Origin of the sequence: Metabacillus sp. Hm71 (assembly GCF_051842955.2) — a bacterium.
In the GTDB taxonomy this organism is placed as follows: domain Bacteria; phylum Bacillota; class Bacilli; order Bacillales; family Bacillaceae; genus Metabacillus.
The window spans coordinates 192,600-215,328 of the sequence record NZ_CM200278.1 but is presented as its reverse complement, the minus strand read 5'-3'; the positions used below and the strand labels follow the sequence as shown (position 1 = coordinate 215,328).

Genomic DNA, 22,729 nt, shown 5'->3' with positions numbered 1-22,729 from the left:
TCCATCTTTACATAATCAAGACCATGAACATTAATACAACTTAAATAAAGCAGCCTTCCCTCATTGCCTTCACTGGACGATACCTTGGTTCCCACATGGCATCACGGACAGCTTGTTCAATATTTGTTGGCTTTATGCGAGCGACACCTTCACGTATAGCGGCTTTTGCGACTTCTATTGCCACTTTTTCCGAGATCGCTCGAAGCTCTTCAACCTTTGGTAATAGAGATGCACCTGGTTGGCTTACATCCATACTGTTTGCGATAGCCTCAGCAGCTGCGATGAACATGCTGTCTGTGATCAGTTGTGCTTGGGTTACCATCGTTCCAAGACCAAGGCCTGGGAATATAAACGCGTTGTTGGATTGTCCAATTGTATAGATTGTATTATTGTACGTGACAGGTACAAATGGACTTCCCGTTGCTACAAGTGCTCGCCCCTCTGTCCAACGAATTAAATCAATCGGTTTTGCCTCAGACAATGAGGTTGGATTTGACATCGGCAAAATGACAGGTCTTCTGACGTGAGATGCCATCTCTTTAACAATCTCTTCGGTAAATGCTCCAGCGACTGTTGAAGTACCAATCAAAATGGTTGGACGAACTTGTCTCACGACCTCCATAAGTCCAATTTCACCATTCGTGCTGTCACGCTTCCAATTCTTCACCTCTTGGATTTGTCGTGCATATGGCTTTTGAGAATGATGCAATGTGATCATATCGTCCGTAAGCAAGCCAAATCGATCGATACACCAAAACCTGCTGTTTGCCTCTTCAGGAGATAAACCGTCGCGCACCATCGCGTCACGGATTTGGTCAGCGATTCCAATTCCAGCAGTGCCGGCACCAAAAACAACAATTCGGTGTTCATGTAAAGGAATATGTGAGGCACGTACAGCCGCTAATACGGCAGCCAGTGTAACAGCTCCTGTTCCTTGGATATCATCATTAAAAGTGCAGACTTTATCACGATATTTGGCTAAAATGCTTCTTGCGTTACTAGTGCTGAAGTCTTCCCAGTGCAATAAGGCGTTTGGAAATAACTTAACTGCTGTTGAAACCACTCTATCAATAAAATCATCATACTGCTCTCCTTGAATTCGCGGATGTCGATTCCCAATATAGAATGGATTATTAAGCAGATCTTCATTATTTGTTCCAACATCCAAGATAACCGGCATGACACAGCTAGGATCAATGCCTGCTGCAGCCGTATAGACCGCAAGCTTGCCGATGGCAATGTTGATGCCTCCCACACCCCAGTCACCAATTCCTAATATGCCCTCTCCATCAGTGATAACGACTAACTTAATATCACTTGCATTAGCCCCAAAGTTTACAAGTGCTTCTTCAATACTATATGGGTCATGAATAGATAAATAAACCCCGTGAGGACGGCGATATTCATGGCTGTAACGCTGAATGGCCTCTCCAACTGTCGGCGTATAGACGACAGGCATCATTTCACTTAAATGATCGGTGAAAAGTCGATAAAACAAAACAGCATTACGGTCATGCAAAGCAGTCAAATAAATATTCTTGCTCAAGTCGGTTGGCTGTGAACGGTATTGCTCATATGCACGTTGTGCCTGTTCCTCCAAAGTTAATACAGCTGGCGGCAAGAGACCAATTAATCCTAATTGTTTTCGCTCCTCCAGCGTGAATGCAACTCCTTTGTTCAACACAGGTGTTGACAATATCTCTGCACCCCGCATAACTGTTTCAAATTCCCCGTTAGGAGTAGAGATAAATTTACACATAAAATACCTTCCTTTTACATCATACTTCTGTTTTTATTGTTGTTATCAAATTAAGGGGATGGCAAAATGCCTCCCCCATGAATTTACTCTCGATCAAACAATGCAGCTCCGGAAATTCCCGGTTTTGTCATCTCATAAGGATTTAAAATTAGATCAAGTTCTTCTTCCGTTAATACATCGTACAGCAGGCATAGCTCGCGTACAGATTTCCCTTCTACAATCGCTTCCCTTGCAATACGGGCTGCCACTTCATAGCCAATATGCGGATTAACAGCTGTAATAATCCCCACGCTTTTATCCACATATTGTTTTAGAAGCTCTTCGTTTGCTTCAATATTTATTAGACAATAATCTGTAAAAGAGCGGAACGCATTGTTCATAATGCTGATCGATTGAAGCAGGTTAAAAACAAGCACAGGCTCCATAACATTTAGCTCAAGCTGGCCAGCCTCAGATGCCAGGCAGATGGTATGGTCATTGCCGATGACTTGAAAGGCTACCTGGTTAATCATTTCAGCCATCACCGGATTTACTTTTCCCGGCATGATCGATGAGCCAGGCTGGCGTGCTGGTAATGTGATTTCACTTAAACCAGCACGTGGACCGGATGCCATTAATCGTAAGTCATTTGCAATTTTAGACATATTCATCATACATACCTTCAACGCGGCAGAGACTTCTGTATAGGCATCTGTGTTTTGTGTTGCATCAACAAGATGCTCTGCTCCAACAAGCGGAAGACCGCTAATATCAGCCAAATGCTTGACAACACGTTCAATATAGCGTGGATCAGCATTTAATCCTGTACCCACCGCTGTTGCTCCCATATTTACTTCATATAAATGCTGACGTGATTGTTTGATTCGTTTCATATCACGTTCTAACACCCGGCTATATGCTTCAAACTCCTGACCAAGACGAATCGGCACCGCATCTTGTAGATGTGTCCGGCCCATTTTAATGACATGATCAAATTGTTTCGCCTTTTTCTTAAAGACAACAAGCATATCCTCCATCGTCTTTAACAATTTTTCAAGTAAGTTAAGGGTCGCGATATGAATCGCCGTCGGAAATACATCGTTTGTAGATTGTGACATGTTTACATGAGTGTTAGGACTTAATTGAAGAACATAGTCCCCCTTCTCTTTTCCAAGCAATTCAAGTGCACGGTTGGCAATGACTTCATTCGCATTCATATTCATCGATGTACCTGCACCGCCCTGGATTGGATCAACGATAAATTGATCATGCCATTTTCCTTCGATCACTTCATCAGCCGCTTGAACAATCACGTGACCAAGTCCCTCGTACAAGCGTTTCGTATCCATATTGGCTAAAGCAGCTGCTTTTTTTACGATGGCCAACGCTTTTATTAATTCTTCATGAATACGATAACCTGTTATCGGAAAGTTCTCGACTGCACGCAATGTTTGGATCCCATAATATGCATCCGCAGGTACTTCTTTTGATCCTAAGAAGTCCTTTTCAATCCGAACATGTTGCTTACTATTGATTATTGACATGGTGTTCCCTCCATCAAGATTCTTTGACTTGCGATCAGCCACGTTTTCTTAGGTTTAGGCTGCATTTGACTGTTTTATTGAATGAACGTATTTATTCGCTTGCTCTTGGTCAAATTCACCTTCCCACTTGGACATAACAATCGCTGCTAATGAGTTCCCCATTACATTAACCGCTGTTCTCACCATATCTAAAATACGGTCGATACCGGCAATAAACGCCAGCCCTTCTAATGGCAGTCCCATTGAACCAAGTGTGGTTAAGATAACAACAAATGACGCACCCGGAACGCCGGCCATTCCTTTGGACGTTAACATTAAGACAAGTAATAAAGTTACTTGCTGTGCTATAGACAAATCGATGCCATATATTTGTGCCACGAAAAGGGCAGCAAGTGCCTGATAGATCGATGAACCATCTAAATTAAACGTATAGCCTGTTGGAATAACAAAAGAAGTAATCGATTTAGGACACCCGAATTTCTCCATTTTTTCCATAATTCTTGGTAAAACAGATTCTGAACTTGCCGTTGAAAATGCTAAAATTAGTTCGTCTTTTAACACTTTGATAAGCACGAAAATGCTTGTTCCAGACATTTTTGCGATAATGCCAAGAACAACGAACACAAAAAAGAACATCGTTACATAAACAGCTAGCACTAATTTTCCTAAAGGGATTAATGTGGCGAGACCAAATTTAGCTACGGTAACCCCAATTAACGCAAACACACCAAACGGCGCAAATTTCATCACTTGGTTCGTCACCCAAAACATCGCTTCTAATACACCTTCAAAAAAGCTTAGAACAGGCTTTCCTTTGTCTCCTATTGCCGCTATCCCCAAGCCAAAAAGGACTGAGAAAAAGATAATTGGCAATAGGTCACCTTGGGCCATAGATTCAAAAACGTTTTTCGGAACAATATGGACAATTGTTTCAGCAAAGCCCTTGCTTTCAGCTTCTTTCGTCGTTTCTTCATATTGGGAGATATCACTTTTTTCAAGATTGCTTGTATCTAATCCAGTCCCAGGGTGAAACAAGTTTGCTGCCAGCAAGCCAATCGCAATGGCGATCGTGGTGACAATCTCAAAATAAAGAAGCGTCTTCCCGCCAAGTTTTCCTAGCTTTTTAATATCGCCAACTCCTGCTATTGAAACGACTAATGCAGCAATGACGATCGGTACTACAATCATCTTAATTAAATGAATAAAAATGTCGCCAATCGGTACCATAATGGCCATAGCTGTTTCATTACCATGAAAGACAGCCCCGACTGCAATACCTAGTATAAGTGCAACAAATATTTGTGTGGCTAACCCAAACTTTTTCAATAAAATTCCTCCTCGTAACTTTATTTGTTAACGCTTTCAATCCCGTGATTATTCTTAGTTTATATTCCGGCCTACGGAAACCTACTGAAACCTACGAAAACCTACAAGAACAAATAGGAAAATAAAATATCTCTATGAAAACCCTTTTAACTTTTTAGCTATTTCAGTACAATGTGTAATGTTTTTATCTAGTCATTCGGGAGGGACCGTCTTGAGAGAACGCACATGGTTTTTATTAATAATGATGATTGCGGTGCCTTTAGCTGGCGAATTTAAGTTTTATCCATTTGATGATACCTTTAGAGTTAGTTTGGGGACGCCAGTCTTTTTCTTATTTTTGTTATGGGGAAAAAGAGTGCACGCGATTCTTGCTGGCATTTTAACAGGAACGAGCGTGTTTGCTCTTCGATTTTTTCTAGCCGTTGGTTTTAGAGACATATCACTTGACGAAGCGTTGTATCTTCATCTCCCCGCCTTTTCCTATTACGTCATTTACGCGGTCCTTTTTCATTGGTGGAAGATGAATGAACGGCATGATCAACCATTTATGATTGGAATCTTAGGGGTAGCCATTGAGATAATGGCAAGCTTATCGGAAATGTTGCTCCGTTCCTCCCTGGTCTACAATCAGGACATATCTTTACTTGAGACCCGGCAACTCGTGATCATTGCCTTTATTCGAAGCTTTTTTGTTCTCGGTTTTTTTAATATTTTCAAACTTAGGGAAGCAAAATTAGCAGAGGAAGAGCAGCGCCGTCAAACGGAAAAAATGCTGCTTTTTATTTCAAATTTGTATGAAGAATCCGTTCAGCTGAAGAAAACGATGCAAAACGCGGAAGAAATCACTGGGATGTGTTATGATTTTTATCGCAGGTTAAAATCACAGGAAGCAAACGGAAAAGAGGCGCAAACAGCGCTGCAGATTGCCGGTCTTGTGCATGAGATTAAAAAAGATAATCAGCGGATTTATGCAGGATTATCAGAACTGATGTCATCTGAAAGCCTCCAGGATTATATGGAAATCGAACAACTAGGCAACATCATGATTGTGTCCAATAGACGCTATGCAGAGTCCCTTGGCAAAGATGTTTCTTTTTCCTTGCATATAGATGGCGATCACTCTCCTTATCATGTATTTATGGTTTTATCATTAATCAATAATTTATTGGCCAATTCTGTGGAAGCCATTAAAGAAGAGGGTTACGTATCATTGGTTGTGAAAAGAAAGGATCAATATGTGGAATTTTCCGTCAGTGACAATGGCCCTGGCATTGCACCTAAGCTTAAGGAAGTCATTTTTACAGAAGGATTTACAACAAAGTTTGATTCAATTGGAAACTCTTCAACAGGGATTGGTTTATCCTATGTGAAACAAACAGTCGAAAAATGGGGTGGCCAAATTAGGCTTATGCTAAGCGAAAAAGAAACCACCTTTATCATTGAGCTTCCAATATGTGCGTTGATAGAGAAAGGATGTATAAGATGAATTACTTTATTATCGATGACGATCCCGCCATTCGAGCGATGCTGACAGAAATCATTGAAGACGAAGATTTAGGGACTGTGGTAGGTGAAGCTGAGGACGGATCATTAGTAGACAATGGCTTGCTAACATTAAAAAAAGTGAATGTAGTTTTAATTGATTTGCTTATGCCAATACGAGATGGAATTGAAACAATCCAAGCTCTTGCTGATGGGTTTCAAGGGAAATTTGTGATGATTTCGCAAATCGAAGCAAAGGAATTGATTGGCGAAGCTTATAGTTTGGGGGCGGAATATTACATTACAAAACCTCTAAACCATCGTGAAATTACAAGCATATTAAAAAAAGTAAACGAGCGGGTGCTGTTAGAACAATCGATACGAGGTATACAAGAGTCGTTAAGCTTATTTACAGGCCACCCTCAGTCCGCGTTCATCCCCTTCTCTCATTCAAAAAGTATCATGGAAGCGGGACGTTCCTTAATTACCGATCTAGGGATGATTGGCGAAGGCGGCAGCGAGGATTTGCTTAAAATCATTACATTTCTCCAAAAGGAGAAAGAAAGACTCGGTTCTGCCTATGCCTTTCCATCTTTAAAGGACATTTTTGCTAGTATTGCTGCGGAAAAGCTGGGAGCTCAAGCGAAAGAAGCTGAAATCCTGAAAGAAATGAAAGCCTCTGAGCAGCGTGTCCGCCGTGCTCTTTACCAGGCGCTTATCCATATTGCTTCATTGGGATTAACAGACTATACGAATCCTAAATTTGAAGCCTATGCTTCTACCTTTTTTGATTTCTCAGAAGTGCGAAAAAAAATGCTCGAACTAGAAGACAAAAGTAAAACAGCAAACAGCCAGAGCCGCATTAATATGAAAAAGTTTATCCAAGCATTGTTCATGGAAGCAACAAAGCTGACCGATTCATGATGCCATCTTCACAAACTTAATCAATAATCAAATGATCGATCTCGACAAAGTCCTTGCTGTCTCGAAATGTGCCGGCAGAGACACCGACTGCTTTGCGGAACACTTTGTTGAAATAGTTGGCATTTGCATAGCCAACTTGGGCAGCAATGTCTGTAACCGTGAGGCTTGTTGAGCGAAGCAGCTCCGCAGCCTTTTGAATTCTGACTTTTGTCAGGTATTGAACAGGTGTCATATTCAGCTGCTGTTGAAACTGCTTGATAAAGTAATACCTTGAATAGCCGGATATAGCAGCGATTTCATCAAGCGTAATCGGTTCATGATAATGTGTTTGGATAAAGGATAAAGCTTTCGTAATCTGAAGCGAAAACTCTTGTGCTGTTTTTTCAATATTCCTTGTAAAACGGTAACACTCCATAATAAACTCATATGCTTTTGCTGAAGCAACGTATGCGTCTGTAATCTTTTGCTCATATGTGTCATGATAGTTTCTCAGCAACAGCTGAATCAGCTTGGAATCTGGAGGAATTTTCAAAACCGGGCCGCTCTGTTCGTTTATAAACCGCCAACAAGCGGCAGCTTCGTTTCCCACAAGTGTGATAAAGACAAATTCCCACTCTTCACTATCCGTTGGCAAATAATAGCGATGATCACTAGGAATCTCGACGATGAATGCTTCCCCAGCTTCTAACGAATAGCTTTTCCCATTTTTATCGAGCCTGCCTACTCCTGACAGCGTATATTGAAACACATATGTACCAATATCTTTGCGTTTTAATCCGTGCCAATCATAAACCTCACCAAACATTCTCTTTTCCCGGCCGATTACCGAAATATTTGCCACATCATTAGGAAGTGCTTCATGAAAGCGAAAACCGTATGTTCCATAATCCTTCCCTGTTGTTTCACGATTAGAAAAAGACAATATTCTACCCCCAAATCACACTAACTTACCATTGAAGTTAGATTGTAAACGTTTTACCATAATTATAACAATAAAAAATACAAAGTTGAATAAGAGATGTCACTCTATTTTTCAAAGCAATTTTTTATCCTTTGTTTAAAATCGACAGTCTCTGTTTCACTTTATTGGGAGGTACTTTTATGTCAAAAATTACGTTTATCGGAGCTGGAAGCACAGTTTTTGCCAAAAATGTTCTAGGTGATTGTATGTTTGTCCCAGCTTTAGCCGGGTTCGAATTCGCTTTATTTGATATTGATGAGCAACGCTTAAGGGATTCCGAAAGCATGCTAAATAACTTAAAGCAAAGCTTAAAGGCAAATGTAGTTGTTAAAGCCTATACAGATCGTAAGGAAGCCTTAAGAGAAGCAAAATATGTGATTAATGCCATTCAAGTCGGAGGCTATAAACCAAGTACAGTAATCGACTTTGAAATCCCTAAAAAATACGGGCTCCGCCAAACAATTGCCGACACAATCGGAATCGGCGGCATTTTCCGTTCACTTCGCACCATTCCGGTTATGTGGGATTTTGCCAAAGATATCGAAGAGGTTTGTCCAGATGCTCTGTTATTAAACTATACAAATCCAATGGCCACATTAACAGGAGCAATGCTGCGCTATACAAACGTCAAAACAGTTGGATTATGCCACAGTGTACAGGTTTGCAGCGAGCACCTGCTCAAGTCTTTAGGCATGGATCATGAAGGTATCGAAGAAAAAATCGCTGGTATTAATCATATGGCCTGGCTCCTTGAAATCAAGCGTGACGGTAAAGATTTATATCCGGAAATTAAACGTCGTGCAAGAGAAAAACAACTAACTAAGCATGATGATATGGTCCGCTTTGAACTAATGGATAAGTTCGGTTATTATGTAACCGAGTCATCTGAGCATAATGCGGAATATCATCCATACTTCATTAAACGTCATTATCCGGAGCTCATTGAGAAATACAATATCCCTCTTGATGAGTACCCGCGCCGTTGCGTTGATCAAATTGATCGCTGGGAAAAAATGCGTGACGAGATTGTTAACAATGCACAGCTTACTCATCAACGTTCACATGAATATGGATCCCGAATCATTGAAGCGATTGAGACAAATGTTCCATTTAAATTTGGCGGAAATATTCTTAATACAGGACGATTAATTAGCAACTTACCGGAAAAAGCAGTTGTGGAAGTGTCCTGTGTTGCTGATCGCAGCGGCATCACACCATGCTATGTAGGAGATCTGCCAGAGCAATTAGCAGCACTTAACAGAACAAATATTAATACACAGCTTCTAACTATTGAAGCAGCGGTAACAAAAAAGAGGGAACACATCTATCAAGCAGCGATGCTTGACCCTCATACAGCGGCTGAATTATCGCTCGACGACATCGTTGCATTGTGCGATGAATTAATTGAAGCACACGGTGACTGGATTCCAAAATTCGAAGAACGTAAAACCGTTTCTTTTACGTAATAAAAAGTAGTAAGGGGCTGTCCGAAAAGTAAATTTTCAACCCAATCTTGAAAAAAGAAAACCCAAGAATGCTGTTATATCAACATTCTTGGGTTTTAAATCTTGAGTTATATTACATTAAAATGGACTTTTTAGACAGCCCCATAATCATTAAAATATACAATCTCCGAAAGAAATTTATCACCTTTTATCTTACCAAAAGCCTCCTTGGCTTCTTTTTCCGTATCAAATTCGTACATTGTCATCTTTTTATTGAAAAAGGTTGTAATGACCCACATGAAAGCTCCTCCCAACTTATCCTCACCTTAGTTTTATTCTAAATGTTTATCTTTCTTTCTAGAAAAATATGACTCAAGCTAACTTTGAAGTAAAATCGTAATTTTTCTTCGTATAGACATAGCCTTCTAAAATCATCCGTGCTGTACGCACGACCTTGATTGCGCTAATATTTCCTGCGATTAAATCAACCTTAGTTTCCATGATCCCAGCAGGATGTGCTAAACGGACCACTTCTTTCTTTACACTGATTATGTCAGATACGATTGTCTCTTTTAAAAATGCTCCTGCTGTTGTACAAATGGCGCCGGTTATCGCTAATGCTTGATGAGGTTTTTGCATAGATATCATTCTGATCGTACAGTCCATATCTGCAGCCTTTCTTTCAACACCTGTCACATCGATAAAATCTTGAGGAGGAGCGATAATGGTCATCTTCGGGACAGCGGGTGATTTTTGTGTTGCCTCATCCTTGGTAGAAAATTGACACATCTCGGCTGCTATAGACCTGATTTCCTCCAGTTCATTTAGCTTCTCTGTTGTCAGTTCATGGGGCTGCTCAGTACCTATTAAACCAACATTATGAGCATGAACAAAAACGAGCGGGTTAGCCACGTCAATAATCGAAATATTGATAGGTCCTTTAGGAGATTGAATGATATCAATAGGATTACCAGTAGGAAATAGTTTTCCCGTTACTGCCCCTTCTGCTCTTGTGAATGAAAGATAAATAGGGGAACCAGTACCAGGAACACCAGGTATTGAACACATACCCTCCGTTTTCACTTGGCCATTTTCTACCTCTACCTCAGCAATAATCACCTTTTGTGTATTGGTATTAAATATTCTCACTCTTGTAATAGGCTCAATCGCGGGAACCATGCCCTGTTCAATAGCATAAGGGCCAACAGCAGAGGAAATATTTCCACAGTTTCCTTTAAAATCTACTAATTGATTTTCGATGCTTACTTGGGCAAATGTATATTCTACATCGATCTCTTCCAGATCAGATTTTTTGATAATGGCTGCTTTACTTGTTAATGAATTTGCTCCACCAAGCCCGTCAATTTGTCTTTGATCAGGACTTCCCATAATATCCAACAAAAATTCTTCCCAAAGTAGACGGTCTGATGGCATATCACCAAAATTAAGAAACACAGCCTTGCTCGTTCCACCACGCATAACAACAACAGGCACTCTCATCTTCTTAACCACCTTTTCTGATTCACTTTTTAAAAGTACCGGTGCTTTTAAAAATATAGTATGATAGGTATGATCATAAGTAAAATAGATATTTTATTAGAAAAACACAAAAAAATATTTATAATCAGTAGACAGGAGCTGAGCCTGATGGATGAGAAAGACTGGAATGCAATCCGAATTTTATATCAAGAGAAAAATATTAGCCGTGCGTCAGAGCGATTATATATTTCTCAGCCGGCATTAACGTACCGTCTAAAAAATTTAGAAAAGGAGTTTGGCACAAAACTGTTTTTTAAAATTAAAGGGGGCATTGAATTTACTTCAGAAGGCTTACATTTAGTTGAGTATTCAGAAGAAATGATCAAAAAATTGCAAAAAACAAAAGATTTTATGGTTAATATGCAAAATGAGGTTAGAGGAACATTAAGGTTAGGCGTTTCAAGTAACTTTGCACAATATAAGCTGCCAAAGATCTTGAAAAGTTTTTCAACGAAGTTTCCAAATGTACAGTTTAATATAAATACAGGCTGGAGTACGGATATTTTAAACCTTCTTACCACCGATACGGTACAATTAGGCATCCTGCGCGGAAATTACGAATGGTATGGAAAAAGAACGTTATTGCACAAGGAAAAACTATGTTTAATTTCAAAAAAAGAAATTGATATAGGAAATTTACCTGCCCTCCCATTTATTAATTACAAAACAGATAACACGTTAAAAGCGCTTATTAACGGATGGTGGCATGACAGATTTTCTGAGCCTCCCTTCATCATGATGGAAACAGATCGATTAGAAACCTGTAAAGAAATGGTGAAAAATGATTTAGGGATCGCCATTGTGCCTCAAATTTGTTTACAACCTTCAGATAACCTGCAAATCAAAGAATTATTTTATAACAATGGGGAACCAGTATTTAGATCTACATGGTTAATGTATAATCAAGATTCATTAAAACTATCAACGGTTAAAAACTTCATCGATTTTTTAAATGAACATCCCAATATATAAAGGAGCGCTAAGCTGACAGCGATACTATAAGAAAAGCACAAGAGCCTCTCAGCCTAGGGAGAATAAGACGTCATGAATAGAAGGCGTACTTTGCCTTCAATTCATGAGTAACTAGACCCTAGAGGGGCTAGGAGCTGGAGCTAAACACTAAAACTAAGTAAAAATTTATACTTTTTAAAAGAGAGGAATCATCACAATTCCTCTTAACTTCTAGATTATAAATTTTTTTTTATAAATCCCTTAAAAAATATATATTTTACTTATCTTATCGTTTGTAATATTCTAAAAACACGAAATATTAAATCTGGAACTGATCGATTAGGTAACTCCGGACTCTATTTTTATTAAAATACCATTTCATTGTTTTTGAAAGCGATTTCTTTACTAGGAGGGATTCTTATTCTTACTTTTTTAGGAATTTCAATGGTTGTCGTTTTTACGTATTTGATTATGGCCAAAAAATTATCGCCTGTTACAGCGCTTGTTATTGTGCCAATCGTCTTTGCCATTATTGGCGGGTTTGGCTTAGAGCTGGGGAAAATGATGCTAGATGGACTAAAGGAAGTTGCTCCTTCAGCCGCCTTACTATTATTCGCTATTTTGTTTTTTGGCATTTTAATTGATGCAGGCTTATTCGATCCATTAATTAATCAAATGATGAAGTTTGTAAAAGGTGATCCTCTTAAAATTGCAATTGGAACAGCGCTCATCGCCATGACTGTTGCCCTAGATGGTGATGGAACGACAACTCATATGATCACAATTTCAGCCATGCTTGCCCTTTATCTTCGAATTGGGATGAATCCGCTTATTCTCGCAACGATTTCTTTGCTGTCAGTCAGCATTATGAGCGGGATGACACCTTGGGGAGGGCCGTCAACTAGAGCAATTGCCTCTTTAGGTCTTGATGCGAATGAATTTTTCCTCCCACTATTACCAACAATGCTATCAGGGATGGGATGTATTTTATTTATTGCCTTTGTTCTTGGAAAGAAAGAAAGAGCACGAATTGGTGTGATTAATGTTGAAGAAATTTCACCTGAATCGCTGGATCTAAGCGAAGCAGCTGCAGCTTATTCCCTGCAAGAAGATACGAAACGTCCAAAACTAAGATGGATAAATCTCTTATTAACATTAGCCGTTATGGCCGTGTTAGTTATGGGGTTAATATCCGCCCCAGTCTTATTTCTAATCGGATTTGTAATCGCTGCCATGATTAACTATCCAAACTTAGAAGAACAAAAAGAACGAATTTTAGCTCATGCACCAAATGCATTAACGGTTGTTATCCTAGTGTTTGCTGCAGGTATCTTCTCAGGAATTTTTTCAGGAACAAAAATGGTCGACGCTATTTCAAATGCCTTAGTCTCGATCATCCCAGAGTCTGTAGGTTCCTTCTTCCCTTTAGTTGTTGCCTTAACAAGCATGCCATTTACGTTCGTTTTATCCAATGATGCTTATTACTTTGGTGTGCTGCCTATTCTAGCTGAAGCAGGAGCAGCATATGGGGTAAGCCCCTTAGAAATTGCCAGAGCATCTGTATTAGGGCAGCCTGTGCATTTTTTAAGTCCGCTTGTTGCTTCCACTCTTTTACTAGTAGGAATGGTTAAAACAGATATCGGCGAATTCCAACGATATGCGTTTAAATGGACTCTTCTCTGTTCGTTAGTCATCATTGCTGTTGCTTTTATAACAAGTGCTATAAGTTAGGATCTGATAAAAAAAGCGCAAGGCGCTAAGCATTCGGCGACAAGCATAAGACGAACAGGAATAGAAGGTGTTCTTTACCTTCAATTCCTGTTTGGCTAGACCCTAGAGGCAGTTAAAAACGCGACGTCCTTATCTCTTAACTGCACTTGCACGTCCAGTGCTTCGCCGATGGCGCCTGGAGCTAGATTCAGAAACTCAAGTTATGTTAAGAAAATATATAAATTTTGATATGATAAAATAAGACAGGGGCTGTCTAAAACCTCTAGTTTTTAGACAGCCCTTTATAAATAGTTTAGCTCTCTTTATCCTTTGATAAATGGTCACTAACCTCTACAATGACCTTCACAATTGTTTTTGCGAGATTCATGACGGTGAACAAACGGGTATCATTTAAAAATTGAGAAGTTGGTAAAGGATCTATATAATTAACAATCCCTACGAAATGATAATCCCCTACCTCAGGAAGCATCTTTTCGACTGCTTTTCCTGGAAGTAATGGCCCTTCTTTAAATAGGACATAACCTACATGATTTTCCTTGCCAATCGCGGCATCAATGCTAAAAATAAGCGACTTTTTAAATTGCTTCTTAATCTCTTTTACGATCCCTTTTAAATTAAATGCATGTACGGGTTCTTCTAGCGTTCCGTAAACACGAAAAGGAACTTTGTTTTCTTTAAGCATTGTCCCTACTAAGGGACCTAAAGAGTCGCCCACATAACGATCAGATCCTATGCATAAAAAAACTACATCTTTTTCATCACATGAGGAATCTTCGATAATTTCTTTGATTTTAAGTGCTAATCTTTCAATATCTTTTTCCTCTGCCCTATCATTTGATTTTATCTGATAGGAATATGTTTCTTGCGTCTTTTTTTCTTTATCATGGTTAAAAGCACACACGGTGATCACCCTTAGTTTTATTTTCCCGCCAACTATAAAAATTAATATTTAAATCATTATAATTTTTTTATGAAGAATTGAAAACCACAAAACTATGCTGATTGATATGAATGTTCCTTCTTTTTCAACTCCATGTAGTATAAAAATCTGAAGAAAGGAGGGAGAATTAAACAAACGGCAACTATTCTAAGCACTTGTACGGTTACGACAAATGTGAAGTCACCCTTCATAACAAAAGCAGTAGTTGTCATCTCCGCAATGCCACCAGGTGCAAATGCCAATCCTGCAGTAAGGAATGATAGATTAGTTACCAGCGAAACAAAATAGGCACATAGAAACATAGACATAATTAAACCTATTGTACTTAATGTTGAAATAAACAATGTTCTATTTATTCCGATAAACATTTTTTTATGAAAACGAGACCCGATGCTAGCTCCGATAAATATTTGTGATAAGATAATGAGGCTTTGTGGCCACCAGGCTACTAAATTACTATTTGTCAATAAAGTGATAATGGAATTGACCGCAGCAACACCAATCATACTTCCAATTAGCCAAGGAGCCGGAAATTTTAGAAGCTTTCCTATATAATGACCAATCCAAGCTGCAAACACAAACAAGCTTGTAATAGCAAGCTGGTTAAATTCAAATTTTGTTAGTTCAGCAGCAGCCGTATCGGTAAATACATGAATCTCAGAATGGTCATACAAAAAGGACATCATAACAGGGACCGTTATAATTACCAGGAATACACGCATGGCCTGAATAATACTCACAATGCCTGTGTTAGCTCCAACATCTTCTGCAATCCCAGGTATGGAAGAAAGACCTCCAGGTGCAGTAGCAAAAAAGCTAGTTAACATATCTAACTTGCTCCACTTCCATAAAATAAGTCCCGAGAGTAAAGAAAAAACGACAGATAGTATAAGCATAATCGTTATAATTGACCAATTCTCATAAAAAATGCTTACAACTGAACGATTTACTTTCTGACCTAACTCGATTCCTAACATACACTGCCCAATATATAACCATTGTTTTTGAATACCTTTCTCATTAGCAGGTACACGTAAAACCCTCGGATGCAAAATAGATAGAAAAGCTGCTGTAAGGAGTGTCCCAATCATCCATCCAATCGGGAGACCTGTTAAAGAGAGCAAAAATCCCCCTGCTCCACTTAGTATTACAAACCATACATATGGAAGAAACCCCATTGTTTTTTTCATCTTAGATCCTTCTTTCTATTTACTTATCAACAGCTCATTCAATAAGAATCTTTATTCGTTATCTCAAATATAGTATAATTTCAGAGATAAATAAAATATTAAATAATTATCGTTATCCATAAATAATCTTAATAGCTAAAGGGGAGGTTTTTCTGTTGGATGAACGAGACTGGCTGGTTTTACAAACCCTCTATAACGAAAAAAACATTACAAAGGCTGCTCAGCATTTGTATATTTCTCAGCCGGCATTGACAAATCGTTTACAACAATTAGAAAAGGAATTTGGTGTAAAAATCGTAAATAGAGGAAGACGTGGAGTACAATTTACACCCCAAGGGGAGTATTTAGCAAAAAGTGCACATGAAATGCTATTAAACATCCAAAAAATAAAAGAAAACGTCCTAAATATGGAAAATAATATAACTGGCACATTACGATTGGGCGTATCTAACTTTTTTACTGATTACATGCTTCCCAACCTTTTAAAGCTTTTTAAAGAAAAGTACCCTGATATTGAATTTAAAGTCACAACAGGCTTTAGCAGTGATATTGCTCATTTAATTCACAATCAAGATGTTCATATTGGCATTATTAAAGGGGACTTCAGTTGGAAGGATCAACGGCATTTATTATTTGAAGAGACCATTTGCATCGCTTCGAAGCATAAGATCGATATACAAAACCTTCCAAATCTGCCGCGAATCGTTTACCATACTGACCCATTGTTAAAGAATTTGATTGATCATTGGTGGTCTGAGCATTTTACCCAGCCACCCCTTATCAGCATCGAAGTCGATAAAGCAGACACCTGCAAAAAGATGGTGATAAACGGACTAGGCTATGGCATCCTCCCAAGCATGATTTTAAATGATCGCCAGGATGTTTTCCGCACCGATATTAAAACGGTTGACGGAAAACCGATCTCCCGTAAAACATGGATGTATTACCATCAGGATTCATTGAAATTAAACATCGTTAAGGCATTTGTTGATTTTGTTGAACATGAATTTAAAGGATAGAAACAAAAGCGCAAGCGCCTTGTTCAGCCTAGGGCAAATAAGACAATTTAGAATAGAAGGCGCTCTTTGCCTTCAATTCTAAATTGGCTAGACCCTAGAGGGGCTAGGCGCTGGAGCTGGATGTCGAAGCGCTTATCCACAGTTCAAGAATTTTATAAGCAGTAATATAAGGCTAAAAGGGGCTCCCCTTTCCAACAAACACTAATATATAGAACTTCTAACAATCAAGATCCTATATTATGTCAGAATGGGTCGTACCTATTGCTTTGAAACTGCCTCTTTCGTTTTAGAGTTTTGAAGTCCCCATTTTCTCTAGTGTGTATTGTACCGCAGCTGTTCCTGCTAATTTACCAAAAACAGCTCCTGACATTAACCCAGAACCGCCTGGATAATTTTTGTAGAAGATCCCTCCAACCATTTCACCTGCAGCATAAAGCCCTGCAATCGAATTTCCTTCTTTGTTTAAAACGGCTCCTTCTGTATTAACCTGTAACCCGCCAAAAGCAAAGGTAATACCACAGGTTACCGGGTAGGCATAATAAGGAGCTTGGTGGATTCGTAATGCCCAGTTTGTCTTAGGAGGAGTAATACCAACTGTACCCTTTCCGTCCTTCACTGTTGGGTTATACTCACCTTCTTGAACAGCAGCATTATATTCTGATATCGTTTTTAAAAATTGAGCTTTATCTACTGCCATCAATTCGGCTAACTCTTCAAGGCTTTTCGCTTTATAATAAGTAGCTTCCTCAAGATTATATTCTTTTCGCAGCATAGGGCGTACTTGAGCGTCAAAGAGCTGAAAAGCAACCTGACCCGGCTGTTTTAAAACTTCGCGACCATATTTGGCATAGGTGTAATTCCGAAAGTCAGCCCCTTCATCAACAAACCGGTTTCCATCCTTGTTAATCAAAAGACCAAGTGGAAATGAGGATTTTTTAAAGATATCACCAGGCTTGTTAAAGTCACCAAACTTAGGAGCGTTATAATCTGTACCGATGGAGTGGCAACCAGTCCATCCAAACTCACCATATTTTTGTGCGCCGACTGCTATAGCCATTGTAATTCCATCTCCAGTATTGAATTCTGTCCCCCTTACAATCGCCGCTTCCCATTCTTCTCCAAGATGCTCACTTCGCATTTTCTTGTTCGCTTCAAAGCTTCCGCATGCTAAAATGACACTTGTAGTATGGATCGTTATTAATTTTTGATCCTTTTCCACTTTAATGCCGTTAATATAATCCTGATTCATAACTAACTCAATGGCACGTGAATCATACCAGATGTCGACACCGATATCTTCCGCTCTTTTAAAAAGACTTTTTATCAAACCAACACCCTTGTCTTTTGTTTTAATTGGGAGTCCGCCCCAAAAATGACGTTTACCAGCCTGCTCAAAGGATTGATTTTCAACATTCAATTCAAATTCAATACCTTGATCACGCATCCATATAATCGTTTCATACGATTTTGCAATCAGCTGATTCGCTAATTTAGAATCACTTTTTCCTTCCGTTACCCGCATGAGGTCATCATAAAAATCAGCTTGTGTATATTCAGGCATCACAATTCTCTCTGCTTCTTCTTCTGTGATGTCAGGGATGATCTTTCGAATTTCATCCAAATTATTGTAGGCGACCCGAATCGCTCCGTCTGTAAAAAATGAATTTCCCCCACGTTTTTCAATAGGCCCCCGCTCTAAAACAAGAACCTTAGCACCCTTTTCCCTTGCCGCAATCGCCGCACATAAAGCAGCATTTCCTGCCCCAACCACTACAACATCATAATTTTGTCCAAACATGTTACCCCTCCTATGAAATTTTTGTTTCATTACATTCATGGTAAGGGAACAAGAGGAATTAATAAAATATTGATCTTTTATTATATTTCATAACCATACTTTATGGCTAAAGTGTACTCAATATGGAAGTACTACTCCCACTCTTCAAAAGATAAATTTGTAGGCTCATCTAATAAATCTCCCGAGATATCAATATTCGTTGTTGGTGTTTGCTTATCTACTTCCTCAAATTTTAGTTCATCAATCCATACTTGCCCATTACCTGATAGCAAAACGCCAAACGCAATGACCGCACTATTTTCGGGTACATCTAAAACAATGTGATAATGATTCCACTCTGTACTTCCTACAATCGGGCGGTCACCCATATTATCAAATTGCAGCACATCATGAAGGGCGTCATCTACCCGCATCCAAAATCCACAAAAACCATCCACATTTTCCGATTTCAAAAATCCAGAAAGCTTTAATCTTTTGCCCAGGTACTTATCTGCTTTAAACTCCTGCATCATTGTTGCAAATTCGCCATGAGATTGGACAGTAACAGAAGTTAAGAATCCAGATGCTTTTCCTTTATGGAAAATTTCGCGATCAATACCCATCTGATAGTTAAATGGATGACTTCCACTTAGTTTCCACCCTTTTAATAACTGTTCATTTTTCATTATGATTTCCTCCCTTTGGAATGTTAATCTCCCCATGATTTTGCGGTATTTTCCTGGCGGTAATTGATAATATTTTTTAAATGAGCGAGTAAATGATTCTTGTGTTTCAAAGCGATAATAGATGGCAATATCAATTATCTTTTCATCTGTATAAAGGAGCATGTTAGCTGAATTCGCAATTCTTCTGTATCGGATATATTCAGAAGCTGTGACGCCAACCTCTTTTTGAAAAATCCGATGATAATGATACTTTGAAAAGCCGGCAAACTGAGCAATGCTTTCTAAAGATAGCTCTTCATGTAAATTCTCTTCTATATACTCAATCGTCTTTTGAATAATGGGACTGTAGCTCATTTCTTGTACCTCCTTATAAGTAAGATATCAAAAGTTTACATTGCCTTTTTTGACATATATTGCTTTTTTACCTTTTAGCGAAAATAAGTAACAGCAAAAGAGAGATGGCTCAATTTTGTTTACAGTTGATGTCATTTAGAAGCTTTTAATAATTTGCTAGAAATGTCTCTAAAGAATGCACTGATAAACAATGTTTCTCCTAATCATTTTATAATTACTTTCTATCTGCTTTAAAACGGTTAGATAAAGATAATGAAGATTTATGTCTTATTTTGTCAGAAGATTATTTAGGTTTCTATTTGATTTTCCATTTTTTATAATGTTAATATATTTATGTAAGCGCATTAATCATTTTCAAACATCACGAAATACATAGATTACTATTTTTGAGGAGGGTTTTATGAGTCAAATAACAGCAGGTCTAAATGAAAAGGTAGATAGGTTTTTGAGCGGAAAGAAAAAGCTTTATATTAATGGTGAATTTGTAGAAAGCAAATCGCAAAAAACTTTTGATACTTACAATCCGGCTACTGGAGAAGTATTAGCCAGTGTGTATGAAGCAGGTGTAGAAGATATTGATCTGGCTGTAAAAGCTGCCCGTAAAGCCTTTGATGAAGGACCATGGTCCAAAATGAGTGCTTCTGATCGAAGCCGTCTTATGTATAAGCTTGCTGATCTAATGGAAGAAAACAGTCAGGAACTTGCTCAGTTAGAAACGTTAGATAATGGTAAGCCAATTCGTGAAACGACCAATGCAGACATTCCTTTGGCAATTGAACATATGCGTTATTATGCAGGCTGGTCTACCAAGATTGTTGGACAAACTATACCTGTTAATGGACCATTCTTTAACTATACACGCCATGAGGCTGTAGGAGTAGTTGGACAAATTATCCCTTGGAACTTCCCTTTACTTATGGCAATGTGGAAGCTTGGAGCTGCTCTGGCAACTGGCTGTACAGTTGTACTAAAACCAGCTGAACAAACACCTTTATCAGCTTTATATTTAGCTGAATTACTAGAAGAAGCAGGTTTCCCGCCTGGTGTGGTAAATATTGTGCCTGGGTTTGGAGAAACAGCAGGTCAGCCGCTAGTTGACCACCCATTAGTTGATAAGATTGCTTTCACTGGTTCCACTGAAGTAGGGAAGCAAATCATGTCTAATGCTTCCAAAACACTGAAGCGGGTTACACTTGAACTTGGCGGCAAGTCACCGAACATCATTCTGCCTGATGCCGATTTAACTAAAGCGATCCCAGGTGCACTTAACGGTGTTATGTTCAATCAAGGTCAGGTTTGTTGTGCAGGTTCCCGTGTATTTATTCAGAAGAAGCAATTTGATAATGTAGTAGCTGATATGGCTTCCCATGCAAATAAAATTAAACAAGGTGCCGGAATCCATGCTGATACAGAAATTGGTCCACTTGTTTCTGCTGAACAGCAAAATCGTGTGCTTGGCTATATTGAGAAAGGATTAAATGAAGGTGCCCAACTTGTAGCAGGAGGAAATAAGCCGCAAGAACAAGGTTACTTCGTCTCCCCTACGATCTTCGCAGATGTGAGAGATGAAATGACCATTGCAAAGGAAGAAATCTTTGGACCGGTAATATCAGCTATGCCATATGAGGATTTAGATGAATTAATTGATCGTGCTAACAATAGTGAATATGGACTTGCAGCTGGTGTGTGGACACAGGATGTGGCCAAAGCACACTATATCGCCAACAAGCTGCGTGCAGGAACTGTTTGGGTTAACTGCTACAATGCTTTTGATGCTGCATCTCCGTTCGGCGGATATAAACAATCGGGTATCGGTCGTGAAATGGGCTCCTATGCACTTAATAACTATACAGAAGTGAAGAGTGTCTGGATCTCAATGAATTAAAATTAATTTCCCGGTATCTAAAATAGATTGTAATTTTAAAAAGCTTCCTATTAGCCAAACCCCTATGATTATAAAGGGTTTGGCTTTTTGTTTTGTATTTTATCGATTATAAACTCAGTCAACGTCTGATTAGGCAAAATTCACCTTACATACATTGCCGCTCCCGATTATCTACAGTAATAAGAAATGCGCAAGCGCCTTGCTCAGCCTAGGGCTAGGCGCTGGAGCTAGACACTAAAACTAGGTTAAAATTAATACTTTCCTTTTAAAAAAAGCCGATTTCCCCGCTCCTTACCGACTCTCATCGCTTTAAGAAGGGGTACTCTCGGCAATTAACTTGCATTGCTCATAACTTGTGATTCCCATGTTTTATACTCTTTTGTGCTAGCATTCCAACTTAACCAAGATACCATAATTAGTATGTTATCGTCATATACAACCCAGTACTCCCACCGTTTTTTTTGTATATTTTCATATACCCCAGTTTGCCTAATGAATCGCATATCTTCTCCCCCTAATCCAATAACATAATAAAACGAAGTAAAGATTAGAATACAGAATCTTGGAATCTACTATAGAAATTAAACTTATTATAATATTCTATATTTTTTGTAAATTTCCTTCCTTTTTTTAAAAGTTACTCCTAACATTTTTTCACCAATTTCAAACGTTAATCTGGTATTCGATTCCGTAGTTTTTTCTCTTGAAACAACATTTAAGCGCTCTTGTTTTAAATAATTTTTGAAAAAATAAAATTTGTTTTTGTATGTGCTAACGACTGTAATCCATCAATAAATTGCTCGGCATGGTCAAATGATTGGAAATGAACTTTTAACATAAAGCATGCATTACCAGCAATTCTATAACAAAATTCAACATTTGAGTTGTGACATATTTTCTTTTTAAAATCCTCATACAGATTATTTTTGATTGTTGCCTCGATTATTGCTTCAATTGGAAATCCTAGTTTTTTCACATTGAGTTCAATCGAATAACGTTTGATAATTCCTTGATCTTCTAATTGTCGAACACGTTCTCTTGTAGCTGGTGCAGATAAATGAATACGTCTCCCCAATTCACTCATCGATAAGCGACTATCTTCTATCAATTCTTTTACAATCATTTCATCAATGAAGTCCATTTACTAAAATCCCTTTCTAATCTGAAATTAATTCACTATAAATACCTTTCATCCGATATGTAAAACATTTTTTCTTTATTTTACAATATTCGTGGG

At 38.6% G+C, this 22,729-nt stretch carries 19 protein-coding genes; 7 read left to right on the top strand and 12 right to left on the bottom strand.

Annotated elements, in window-relative coordinates; genetic code table 11:
- Positions 1-40: 40 nt before the first annotated feature.
- The 3 genes from ACSVDH_RS01170 to ACSVDH_RS01160 form a co-directional block, all read right to left on the bottom strand.
- The gene (locus ACSVDH_RS01170) at positions 41-1,759 is read right to left on the bottom strand and encodes an NAD-dependent malic enzyme (protein ID WP_439253495.1); all 1,719 of its coding nucleotides are present in this window, start codon (positions 1,757-1,759) and stop codon (positions 41-43) included.
- A gap of 83 nt (positions 1,760-1,842) precedes the next feature.
- The gene (gene aspA, locus ACSVDH_RS01165; protein ID WP_439253496.1) at positions 1,843-3,282 is read right to left on the bottom strand and encodes an aspartate ammonia-lyase; all 1,440 of its coding nucleotides are present in this window, start codon (positions 3,280-3,282) and stop codon (positions 1,843-1,845) included.
- A gap of 54 nt (positions 3,283-3,336) precedes the next feature.
- Positions 3,337-4,608 (bottom strand): cation:dicarboxylate symporter family transporter, encoded by a 1,272-nt coding sequence (locus ACSVDH_RS01160; protein ID WP_439253497.1) that lies wholly within the window; start codon positions 4,606-4,608, stop codon positions 3,337-3,339.
- Between the two features lie 211 nt (positions 4,609-4,819).
- On the opposite strand from ACSVDH_RS01160, the gene ACSVDH_RS01155 reads away from it, so the two are divergent.
- Positions 4,820-6,094 carry an ATP-binding protein gene (locus tag ACSVDH_RS01155; protein WP_518617454.1) on the top strand — a complete coding sequence of 425 codons (1,275 nt, stop codon included), beginning with the start codon at positions 4,820-4,822 and terminating at the stop codon, positions 6,092-6,094.
- The gene (locus ACSVDH_RS01150) at positions 6,091-7,014 is read left to right on the top strand and encodes a response regulator (RefSeq protein ID WP_439253778.1); all 924 of its coding nucleotides are present in this window, start codon (positions 6,091-6,093) and stop codon (positions 7,012-7,014) included. The genes ACSVDH_RS01155 and ACSVDH_RS01150 overlap by 4 nt, the downstream gene beginning before the upstream one ends.
- Before the next feature lie 16 nt (positions 7,015-7,030).
- Here ACSVDH_RS01150 and ACSVDH_RS01145 read toward each other — a convergent pair whose 3' ends face one another.
- Complete coding sequence (locus ACSVDH_RS01145; protein WP_439253777.1) at positions 7,031-7,936, bottom strand: AraC family transcriptional regulator; 906 nt, start codon at positions 7,934-7,936, stop codon at positions 7,031-7,033.
- A gap of 179 nt (positions 7,937-8,115) precedes the next feature.
- Here ACSVDH_RS01145 and ACSVDH_RS01140 point away from each other — a divergent pair, with 179 nt between their 5' ends.
- Entirely contained in the window at positions 8,116-9,441 is a 1,326-nt protein-coding gene (locus ACSVDH_RS01140; protein WP_439253775.1) for an alpha-glucosidase/alpha-galactosidase, read from the top strand.
- 131 nt (positions 9,442-9,572) lie between these two features.
- On the opposite strand, the gene ACSVDH_RS01135 is transcribed toward ACSVDH_RS01140, so the two are convergent.
- Together ACSVDH_RS01135 and ACSVDH_RS01130 are read right to left on the bottom strand one after the other, a co-directional pair.
- Complete coding sequence (locus tag ACSVDH_RS01135) at positions 9,573-9,719, bottom strand: hypothetical protein (RefSeq protein ID WP_439253774.1); 147 nt, start codon at positions 9,717-9,719, stop codon at positions 9,573-9,575.
- Positions 9,720-9,792: 73 nt separating this feature from the next.
- Positions 9,793-10,920, bottom strand: coding sequence for a 2-methylaconitate cis-trans isomerase PrpF family protein (locus ACSVDH_RS01130; RefSeq protein WP_439253773.1), 1,128 nt, complete (start codon positions 10,918-10,920; stop codon positions 9,793-9,795).
- Between the two features lie 147 nt (positions 10,921-11,067).
- Between ACSVDH_RS01130 and ACSVDH_RS01125 the strand changes: the two genes are divergently transcribed.
- Both ACSVDH_RS01125 and ACSVDH_RS01120 read left to right on the top strand, forming a co-directional pair.
- Entirely contained in the window at positions 11,068-11,931 is an 864-nt protein-coding gene (locus ACSVDH_RS01125) for a LysR family transcriptional regulator (protein ID WP_439253772.1), read from the top strand.
- A gap of 399 nt (positions 11,932-12,330) precedes the next feature.
- Positions 12,331-13,641 carry a CitMHS family transporter gene (locus ACSVDH_RS01120; protein WP_439253781.1) on the top strand — a complete coding sequence of 437 codons (1,311 nt, stop codon included), beginning with the start codon at positions 12,331-12,333 and terminating at the stop codon, positions 13,639-13,641.
- A 292-nt stretch (positions 13,642-13,933) separates the two neighbouring features.
- On the opposite strand, the gene yyaC is transcribed toward ACSVDH_RS01120, so the two are convergent.
- Together yyaC and ACSVDH_RS01110 are read right to left on the bottom strand one after the other, a co-directional pair.
- Positions 13,934-14,542 (bottom strand): spore protease YyaC, encoded by a 609-nt coding sequence (yyaC, locus tag ACSVDH_RS01115; RefSeq protein WP_439253771.1) that lies wholly within the window; start codon positions 14,540-14,542, stop codon positions 13,934-13,936.
- Between the two features lie 92 nt (positions 14,543-14,634).
- Entirely contained in the window at positions 14,635-15,771 is a 1,137-nt protein-coding gene (locus tag ACSVDH_RS01110) for an AbrB family protein (protein ID WP_439253770.1), read from the bottom strand.
- A gap of 155 nt (positions 15,772-15,926) precedes the next feature.
- On the opposite strand from ACSVDH_RS01110, the gene ACSVDH_RS01105 reads away from it, so the two are divergent.
- Positions 15,927-16,790, top strand: a complete 864-nt coding sequence (locus ACSVDH_RS01105) for a LysR family transcriptional regulator (RefSeq protein ID WP_439253769.1) — start codon at positions 15,927-15,929, stop codon at positions 16,788-16,790.
- Between the two features lie 286 nt (positions 16,791-17,076).
- Here the strand turns inward: ACSVDH_RS01105 and tcuA are convergent, their stop codons facing one another.
- Together tcuA and ACSVDH_RS01095 are read right to left on the bottom strand one after the other, a co-directional pair.
- The gene (gene tcuA, locus ACSVDH_RS01100) at positions 17,077-18,588 is read right to left on the bottom strand and encodes an FAD-dependent tricarballylate dehydrogenase TcuA (RefSeq protein ID WP_439253768.1); all 1,512 of its coding nucleotides are present in this window, start codon (positions 18,586-18,588) and stop codon (positions 17,077-17,079) included.
- Positions 18,589-18,719: 131 nt separating this feature from the next.
- Complete coding sequence (locus ACSVDH_RS01095; RefSeq protein WP_439253767.1) at positions 18,720-19,607, bottom strand: helix-turn-helix transcriptional regulator; 888 nt, start codon at positions 19,605-19,607, stop codon at positions 18,720-18,722.
- Between the two features lie 400 nt (positions 19,608-20,007).
- Here ACSVDH_RS01095 and ACSVDH_RS01090 point away from each other — a divergent pair, with 400 nt between their 5' ends.
- A complete protein-coding gene (locus tag ACSVDH_RS01090; RefSeq protein WP_439253766.1) occupies positions 20,008-21,492 on the top strand; it encodes an aldehyde dehydrogenase family protein in 1,485 nt (494 codons plus the stop codon).
- A 332-nt stretch (positions 21,493-21,824) separates the two neighbouring features.
- Here the strand turns inward: ACSVDH_RS01090 and ACSVDH_RS01085 are convergent, their stop codons facing one another.
- On the bottom strand, positions 21,825-21,995 hold the full coding sequence (locus ACSVDH_RS01085) for a hypothetical protein (protein WP_439253764.1): 171 nt from the start codon (positions 21,993-21,995) through the stop codon (positions 21,825-21,827).
- 227 nt (positions 21,996-22,222) lie between these two features.
- Complete coding sequence (locus tag ACSVDH_RS01080) at positions 22,223-22,633, bottom strand: Lrp/AsnC family transcriptional regulator (protein ID WP_299095550.1); 411 nt, start codon at positions 22,631-22,633, stop codon at positions 22,223-22,225.
- Positions 22,634-22,729 lie beyond the last annotated feature (96 nt).